Origin of the sequence: Mesorhizobium sp. M8A.F.Ca.ET.021.01.1.1 (assembly GCF_003998025.1) — a bacterium.
GTDB lineage: Bacteria > Pseudomonadota > Alphaproteobacteria > Rhizobiales > Rhizobiaceae > Mesorhizobium.
Window position 1 is genome coordinate 1 of record NZ_RZSJ01000425.1, and the last position, 5,495, is coordinate 5,495.

At 63.1% G+C, this 5,495-nt stretch carries 6 protein-coding genes and 1 pseudogene; all 7 read left to right on the forward strand.

Annotation, left to right across the window (positions count from 1 at the left end):
- The coding region (locus EOA36_RS25910; RefSeq protein ID WP_127279985.1) for an energy transducer TonB at nt 1-706 on the forward strand (706 nt) is incomplete at its 5' end.
- A gap of 40 nt (nt 707-746) precedes the next feature.
- Nucleotides 747-2,057, forward strand: a complete 1,311-nt coding sequence (tolB, locus tag EOA36_RS25915) for a Tol-Pal system beta propeller repeat protein TolB (protein WP_127279986.1) — start codon at nt 747-749, stop codon at nt 2,055-2,057.
- Nucleotides 2,058-2,152: 95 nt separating this feature from the next.
- Nucleotides 2,153-2,215 (forward strand): annotated as a pseudogene (locus tag EOA36_RS38830) (four helix bundle protein); the annotation flags it as partial.
- Nucleotides 2,216-2,322: 107 nt separating this feature from the next.
- Nucleotides 2,323-2,466, forward strand: coding sequence for a four helix bundle protein (locus EOA36_RS38835; RefSeq protein ID WP_281040082.1), 144 nt, complete (start codon nt 2,323-2,325; stop codon nt 2,464-2,466).
- A gap of 257 nt (nt 2,467-2,723) precedes the next feature.
- Nucleotides 2,724-3,230, forward strand: a complete 507-nt coding sequence (gene pal, locus EOA36_RS25925) for a peptidoglycan-associated lipoprotein Pal (protein ID WP_127279987.1) — start codon at nt 2,724-2,726, stop codon at nt 3,228-3,230.
- Nucleotides 3,231-3,409: 179 nt separating this feature from the next.
- Nucleotides 3,410-4,504: a tol-pal system protein YbgF gene (gene ybgF, locus EOA36_RS25930; protein WP_127279988.1), complete on the forward strand. Its 1,095-nt coding sequence runs from the start codon at nt 3,410-3,412 to the stop codon at nt 4,502-4,504.
- 54 nt (nt 4,505-4,558) lie between these two features.
- Nucleotides 4,559-5,495: tRNA lysidine(34) synthetase TilS (gene tilS, locus EOA36_RS25935; RefSeq protein WP_127279989.1), on the forward strand; the 937-nt coding region annotated here is incomplete at its 3' end.

The following is a 5,495-nucleotide window of genomic DNA, read 5'->3' on the forward strand; positions in this document are numbered from 1 at the left end:
GGCTCGGGCTTCACCTCTTCCTTGGGCGTCGGCGCTGGCGCCACTTCCGTCGCCGCAGGACAAGACAGCCGCTATCGATCCGACGCCCGAGGTCAAGCCCGACGCCGTCGCCGAGGCCATAGCGAAGGACCCGCCAACCGAAGAGACGCAATTGCCGAATTCGGCGCCCGCGCCGGAAGCGCGGCCAAAGCCGCAGCCGGCACAGGCCGAAAGCGCCAAGGCGCCGGAACGCAAGGATGCCGACAAGCCGGTCAAGGAAGCCTCGTCCAAGCCGAAGTCCGACGACAAGCAGTTCAACGCCAATGAGATTTCGGCCTTGCTCGACAAGCAGAAGCCGTCCGGCGGTGGTGCCAAGCGCTCGACCCAGCAGGCGTCGCTCGGTGGCGACAAGGATCAGGGCCAGAAGCTGTCGAAGTCGGAGCAGGGCGCCCTGGAAAGCCAGTTGGGCGGTTGCTGGACATTGCCGGCCGGGCTTGAAGGTTCGGAGAATTTCGTCGTCGTGGTCCGCTTCAACCTGGACAATTCGGGCAAGCTCGACGGCCGCCCGTCCGTCGAAAAGTCGAGCGGCAACCGGCAATTTGACGAAAGCGCGGTGCGCGCGGTTCAGAAATGCGACGTGGCCGGCCTGCAGGTTCCCGCCGGCAAACAGGACATCTGGAACGACATCCGGGTCACCTTCGATCCAAGGGAAATGCTTGGCCTCTAGGCCGGGCGTCCACCCAATCAAAGAAGAGAAGCGAGAAGATATGCGATCTTTCCTCAAGCCGCTCCTGACGATTGCAGCGATGGCGCTGGGCATGACGGCCGTCGTTCCGATGCCTGCGTGGGCGCTGGTCGAACTCAACGTCAACAAGGGCAATGTCGAGCCGCTGCCGATCGCCATCACGGATTTCCAGGGTGGCGATGCGCTTGGCGCTCAGATATCACAGATCGTCACCGCCGATTTGAAGCGCTCCGGCCTGTTCGCGCCGATCGACAAGAGCGCCTTCATCGAGAAGATCGCCAATCCGGACGCAACCCCCCGCTTCGACGACTGGAAGGTGATCAACGCGCAAGCGCTGGTCACCGGAAGCGTCAGCAAGGAAGCAGACGGCCGCATCCGCGCCCAGTACCGGCTGTGGGATACATTCGCGGGCCAGCAGATGGCCGGCGAGCAGTTCTTCGCCAACGACGCCAATCAGCGCCGCGTCGCTCATATCATCGCCGATGCCATCTATGAGCGGCTGACCGGCGAGAAGGGCTATTTCGACACGCGCGTCGTCTTCATCGACGAGTCCGGCGCCAAGAACGCGCGCAAGAAGCGTCTCGCCATCATGGACCAGGACGGCGCCAACATCCGCTACCTCTCGGATGGGCGGTCGATCGTGCTGACGCCGCGCTTCTCGCCGAACCGGCAGGAAATTACCTACATGTCCTATGAGAGCGGCCAGCCGCGGGTCTATCTCTTGCAGATCGAGACCGGGCAGCGCGAACTGGTCAGCAATTTTCCCGGCATGACGTTCGCGCCGCGCTTCTCGCCCGACGGCCAGAAGGTGATCATGAGCCTGCTGCGCGACGACGGCAATTCCAACATCTTCGCGATGGACCTGCGCAGCCGTTCGACCACGCGTCTGACCAACTCGACCGCCATCGACACCTCGCCCTCCTATTCGCCCGACGGCAGCAAGGTGGTGTTCACCTCCGACCGTGGCGGCCGCGCGCAGATCTACGTCATGGGCGCCGATGGCTCCGGCCAGACCCGCATCTCCTTCGGCGACGGCGTCTATTCGACGCCGGTGTGGTCGCCGCGCGGCGACCTCATCGCCTTCACCAAGCAGAGCGGCGGCGAATTTCAGATCGGCGTCATGAAAACCGACGGCTCTGGCGAGCGCATCCTGTCGTCCGGCTTCCAGCAGGAAGGCCCGACCTGGGCGCCGAACGGCCGCGTGCTGATGTTCTTCCGCGACTCCAATGGCGGCCCGAAGCTGGTTTCCGTCGATCTCACCGGCCGCAACGAGCAGCCGATCCCGACCGCGAATTTTGCTTCTGATCCGGCCTGGTCACCGCTGCTGGAATAATACGGGAATTGGCGAATTGAAGAATTGAAGAGATGGAGAAAGCAGAAGGCTACGTAAAGCGAGCAAAGGATCTGGAGGTCTACAAGCGCGCTTACATGGTCTCTCTTACGGTTCACAAGGCCACGCTCGCTTTCCCCAAAATAGAGCAATACGCGCTGGCCGATCAGCTGCGGCGTTCCAGCAAAGGGATTTGCGCCAATCTGGCCGAGGGGTTTGCCAACAGACCCACTCCAAAGCCGAATTCGCCCGGTTCGTTTCGATGGCCATGGGATCGTGCAGTGAAGTCGAGACGTGGATTTCATACGCATTCGACCTCGAATACATCTCACAGGCGCAATGGGACGAGTGGCTACAATCGTATGCCCATGTGTACGGAATGCTGGTGAACCTCAGAGAGAAGTTAAGGTGAACATCCTTCTTCAATTCTCCAGTTCTCCAACTCTTCAATTCCCCTTACATTCCCCCTTTTCCATGTCTTCGTCGCGTTTTGGCCGCATTTCCGCCTAGGGTCCGCGCCAACTGTGGCTTACGACAAACGGCTGCGGACGGGCGGCCTAAACCAAATTTTAACCGTGTTTCTTGAATGCCGGTTAACCCAAACGTGGTTACTGGGTGATCAACGAAATCACTCGAAACACGATCACTCGAATACGAAGGAGAGGCGGCATGGGCCGTATCGCAGCACTTACCAGAAACCCGGTCATGATCGCGCTGGTGGCGATGCTCGCCGTCGCCGGTTGCGCCTCGAAGAAGACGCCGAACAACGCGGCCGATCTTGGTCTCAACGGCGCAGGTGCCGCAACGCCCGGCTCGGCGCAGGACTTCACCGTCAACATCGGCGACCGCATCTTCTTCGATACGGACTCGACCTCGATCCGGGCCGACGCGCAGACGACGCTTTCGCGCCAGGCGCAGTGGCTGAACCAGTACAAGCAGTATGCCATCGTCGTCGAAGGCCATGCCGACGAACGCGGAACGCGCGAATACAATCTGGCGCTCGGTGCCCGTCGTGCCGCCGCCACCCGCGACTTCCTGGTTTCCAAGGGCGTTTCGGCCAGCCGCCTCAAGACGATTTCCTACGGCAAGGAACGTCCGGTCGCCGTGTGCGATGACATCTCCTGCTGGTCGCAGAATCGCCGGGCCGTCACCACGCTCAGCGGCGCCGGTTCCTGATCGGCAAAAATACAACACACCTCTGCGAAAGGCGGCCTCCCGGCCGCCTTTTTCATATCCTGGGGCCCGAAACAAAATTTGGCCGAAGTCTCGCGCCCTGCTATGAGCCGAGGGCGCTTGGCTGGTCTCACATCGATTGGAAGGCGCGAACAAGCTAACGATTGGACGGCGAGAGGCACATGCATTTGAGATCGGTTCTGAGCGGCACGCTTGCGCTGCTGCTCCTATCAGGCGTAACCGCTTTGGCGAGCGGTTCGGGGCAATCAACCGAGAGCGGGTTTTCGTTCCATCTGCCGACACTTGAGTTGCCCAGCCTTTTCGGTGAGAAGAAAAAGCAGGATCAAGTCCAGCTCGCGCAGTCGAGCGGCGCCGGCGTGACCGGGCTCGAGGACCAACTGCGGCAGCTGACCGGCAAGGTCGAGGAACTCAATTTCCAGATCTTGCAGATGCAGGAGCAGATCCGCAAACAGCAGGAAGACAACGAGTTCCGCTTCCAGCAGCTCGAAGGCGGCTCGCAAGGCGGACAACCGCCGGCGCAGAAGAAATCAGATGCCACCACCGGAACCAACACCGACGTGGCCTCGGCCCGGGCAACCCAGGCGCCGGCTGATGCCGGCGCCGCGCCCGGCGGCGATCAATCCACAGGCGGCAAGACGGTCGAGGACGTCATCGTCGAATCGCCCGACGGTGACCCCGGCAAGCTGATCCCCGGCAAGGGAGCGCCCGAAAAGACTTTTGGGTCCATCACCGTCGACAAGAACGGCAATGTGATCGATGCCGGCGGCAGCACGCAGGCAACCGCGCCGGCACAGGACACCGCACCTGCCGCCAGCGCACCTGCCAAGGCTGGCAAGTCCGGCGGCACGCAGGTCGCGGCGCTGCCCGCCACCAACAATCCCGAAGAGCTCTACCGCAACTCCTACCAGTTCATCCTGTCGGGCGACTACGGCACCGCCGAACAGGGTTTCCGCGACCATATCTCCCGCTTCCCCAAAGACGCCAAGACGGCGGACGCGCATTACTGGCTGGGGGAATCGCTGCTTGGCCAGCAGAAATACCGCGATGCGGCGGAAGTCTTCCTCGCTGCCAGCAAGGACTATCCCAAGGCCAAGAAGGCACCCGACATGCTGTTGAAGCTCGGTGTGTCGCTGGTCGGCCTCAAGCAGCATGATGTCGCCTGCGCCACCTTCAGCGAGGTCGGCAAGCGCTATCCCGATATTTCCAGCACACTCAAGGAACGCGTCAAGCAGGAGAAGGCCCTGGCTGCGTGCTGATCTTTCCCGGGGATGTCGCAGTCCCAAACCGGGGACTTTTGGACGAATGCATTGATGCTCGACACCGGGCCTGAGTTTTCGACGAGACTTTTTTCGCATATCGATTTTACCAACGGCGCCGTTGCGGCCGTATCAGGCGGCAGCGACTCGATCGCGCTCCTTCTTCTTCTCAAACAGCATCTCGACAAAATCGCGCCGTCCACGAGGCTGCTCGCGATCACGGTCGATCACGGCTTGCGGCACGGTTCGGCTGGTGAGGCGCAGGCCGTGGCGCAGCTTTGCGCGGGGCGCGGCATCGCCCACCGCATCCTGGCCTGGTCGGGAGAAAAACCATCGACCGGCCTGCCTGCGGCAGCGCGCGAGGCGCGCTACCGGCTGCTCGCCAGCGCCGCCCGGGCGGAGGGCATCGGCCTGATCGTGACCGGACATACATCGGACGACCAGGCCGAGACGGTGCTGATGCGGCGCGATCGCAACGATGCGGGCCGCGATGAAGGACGGGGCCTTGCCGGCATGGCGCCCGCCACCTTGCATGACTGGCGCGACTGGATCGTGCGACCGCTTCTTGGCGTCCGGCGCTCTGTGCTGCGCGATTTCCTGCACCGCCAACAGGTCGGCTGGGCCGAGGACCCGACCAATGCCGATGAAGCCTTCGAGCGGCCGCGCATGCGCGCGGCCCTTGCCGGGGAGGCCGGCGCACAGCGCATGAACGACGCGCTGGCGTTGGCGGCACAGGCGGCCGGCGCCCGCATGCGGCTTGGCGCCAAGGCCGCCTCTCTGGTCGAGCGCTTTGCCAGCCGGCCGGCGACGGGTCTCGTCCGGCTCGACCCGGCCCTGCTCAGCGCCGGCGACGACCAGGCGGCCGTCTACGCGCTGCGCATTCTCCTGGCGACGACAGGCGGGATTGCCTTCCTGCCGGACCAGGCTCGCAGCGAGGCGTTGTTCGCCCGGCTGAAGGCGGGGTTTCTTTGCGCCACATTGTCGCGGACGG

Bases quoted from the DNA above. Each gene is read 5' to 3' on its own strand.
- EOA36_RS38835 (WP_281040082.1), top strand. From the start codon at position 2,323: ATGGGATCGTGCAGTGAAGTCGAGACGTGGATTTCATACGCATTCGAC.
- tolB (WP_127279986.1), top strand. From the start codon at position 747: ATGCGATCTTTCCTCAAGCCGCTCCTGACGATTGCAGCGATGGCGCTG.
- pal (WP_127279987.1), top strand. From the start codon at position 2,724: ATGGGCCGTATCGCAGCACTTACCAGAAACCCGGTCATGATCGCGCTG.
- ybgF (WP_127279988.1), top strand. From the start codon at position 3,410: ATGCATTTGAGATCGGTTCTGAGCGGCACGCTTGCGCTGCTGCTCCTA.